Origin of the sequence: Pseudomonas sp. K5002, assembly GCF_013386655.1 — a bacterium.
Lineage (GTDB): Bacteria > Pseudomonadota > Gammaproteobacteria > Pseudomonadales > Pseudomonadaceae > Aquipseudomonas.
Genome location: NZ_JACARK010001134.1, coordinates 1 through 1,620 on the forward strand (window position 1 = coordinate 1; position 1,620 = coordinate 1,620).

Consider the following 1,620-nt stretch of genomic DNA (forward strand, 5'->3'; position numbering starts at 1 on the left):
AGCGCGGGCGCCGCAAAGAAGCCGCCGAGCGCCTGGGCATCAGCCCGCGCACCCTGCGCTACAAGCTGGCGCAGATGCGTGACGCCGGGATGGACGTGGAAGCCTACCTCTACGCCACCTGAAAATTCTCAAAGCCGACAGGGCCAGTCGCCTTTTCTTACAGAATGCCACGGAGCTGGCACCCTTGTTGCTACCACCCCTGTAATCGCTGTGTAGTGTCAAAAAATTGCGGGTCGTCGGAGAGAAAGTTCATGAGCCAAGGTGTTGAGTTCAATCGGTTGATGTTGGATATGCGGTCCATGCAAATGGATGCCATGGCTCAACCGAAATCCGCCGCGCAAGCCGTACCGGAATTGGGCCAGAGCAGCTTTGCCGACATGCTCGGCCAGGCCATCAACAAAGTCAGCGACACCCAGCAGGCATCCAATCAGTTGGCGACCGCCTTCGAGATCGGCAAGAGCGGCGTGGACCTCACCGACGTGATGGTCGCCTCGCAAAAAGCCAGCGTTTCATTCCAGGCCTTGACCCAGGTGCGCAACAAACTGGTTCAAGCCTATCAAGACATCATGCAGATGCCGGTTTAAGGACGATTTGAGTCATGGCAGAAGCACTCGTGGATAACGCACCCGCCAAGGCAGACGGCAAGCCGCCGCTGTTTGGCCTGTCGTTCCTGGAAAACCTCTCCGAGATGACCATGTTGCGTCAGGTAGGCCTGATGGTCGGCCTGGCTGCCAGCGTGGCGATTGGTTTTGCCGTGGTGCTGTGGTCCCAGCAACCGGATTACCGTCCGTTGTACGGCAGCCTGGCCGGCATGGATTCCAAGCAGATCATGGAAACCCTGGCGGCGGCAGACATCAGCTACACCGTCGAACCGAATTCCGGCGCACTGTTGGTCAAGGCCGACGATGTGGCCCGTGCGCGGATGAAACTGGCGGCTGCCGGCGTAACCCCGTCCGACGCGAATATCGGCTTTGAAATCCTCGACAAGGACCAGGGCCTGGGGACCAGCCAGTTCATGGAAGCCACCCGCTACCGTCGCGGCCTGGAAGGCGAACTGGCGCGCACCATCTCTGCCCTGAACAACGTCAAGGGCGCCCGCGTGCACCTGGCGATTCCGAAAAGCTCGGTATTTGTGCGCGATGAACGCAAGCCCAGCGCCTCGGTCCTGGTCGAACTCTTTGCCGGCCGCTCCCTTGAGCCTGGTCAGGTATTGGCGATCATCAACCTGGTGGCCACCAGCGTTCCTGAATTGAGCAAGTCGCAGATCACCGTAGTCGACCAGAAGGGCAACCTGCTGTCGGACCTCGCGGAAAACTCTTCGCTGACCATGGCCGGCAAGCAGTTCGACTACAGCCGTCGCATGGAAAGCATGCTGACCCAGCGGGTGCACAACATCCTGCAACCGGTGTTGGGCAATGATCGCTACAAGGCTGAAGTGTCGGCCGACGTCGACTTCAGCGCCGTCGAATCGACCTCCGAGCAGTTCAACCCGGACCAGCCGGCCCTGCGCAGCGAGCAATCGACCACCGAACAACGTACCGCCAGCAATGGCCCGCAAGGCGTGCCGGGTGCCCTGAGCAACCAGCCGCCCACCCCGGCCACTGCCCCGCAAACCACCGG

General features: G+C 60.8%; 3 protein-coding genes. All 3 read left to right on the top strand.

The genetic code is table 11. The features are described from left to right. Nucleotides 1–122 (top strand): helix-turn-helix domain-containing protein (locus HX846_RS34060; RefSeq protein WP_178967135.1); only part of this gene is annotated, 122 nt, incomplete at its 5' end. A 129-nt stretch (nucleotides 123–251) separates the two neighbouring features. Then, a complete protein-coding gene (fliE, locus tag HX846_RS34065) occupies nucleotides 252–584 on the top strand; it encodes a flagellar hook-basal body complex protein FliE (protein ID WP_003214581.1) in 333 nt (110 codons plus the stop codon). Between the two features lie 14 nt (nucleotides 585–598). Further along, nucleotides 599–1,620: flagellar basal-body MS-ring/collar protein FliF (gene fliF / locus HX846_RS34070; protein WP_178967136.1), on the top strand; the 1,022-nt coding region annotated here is incomplete at its 3' end.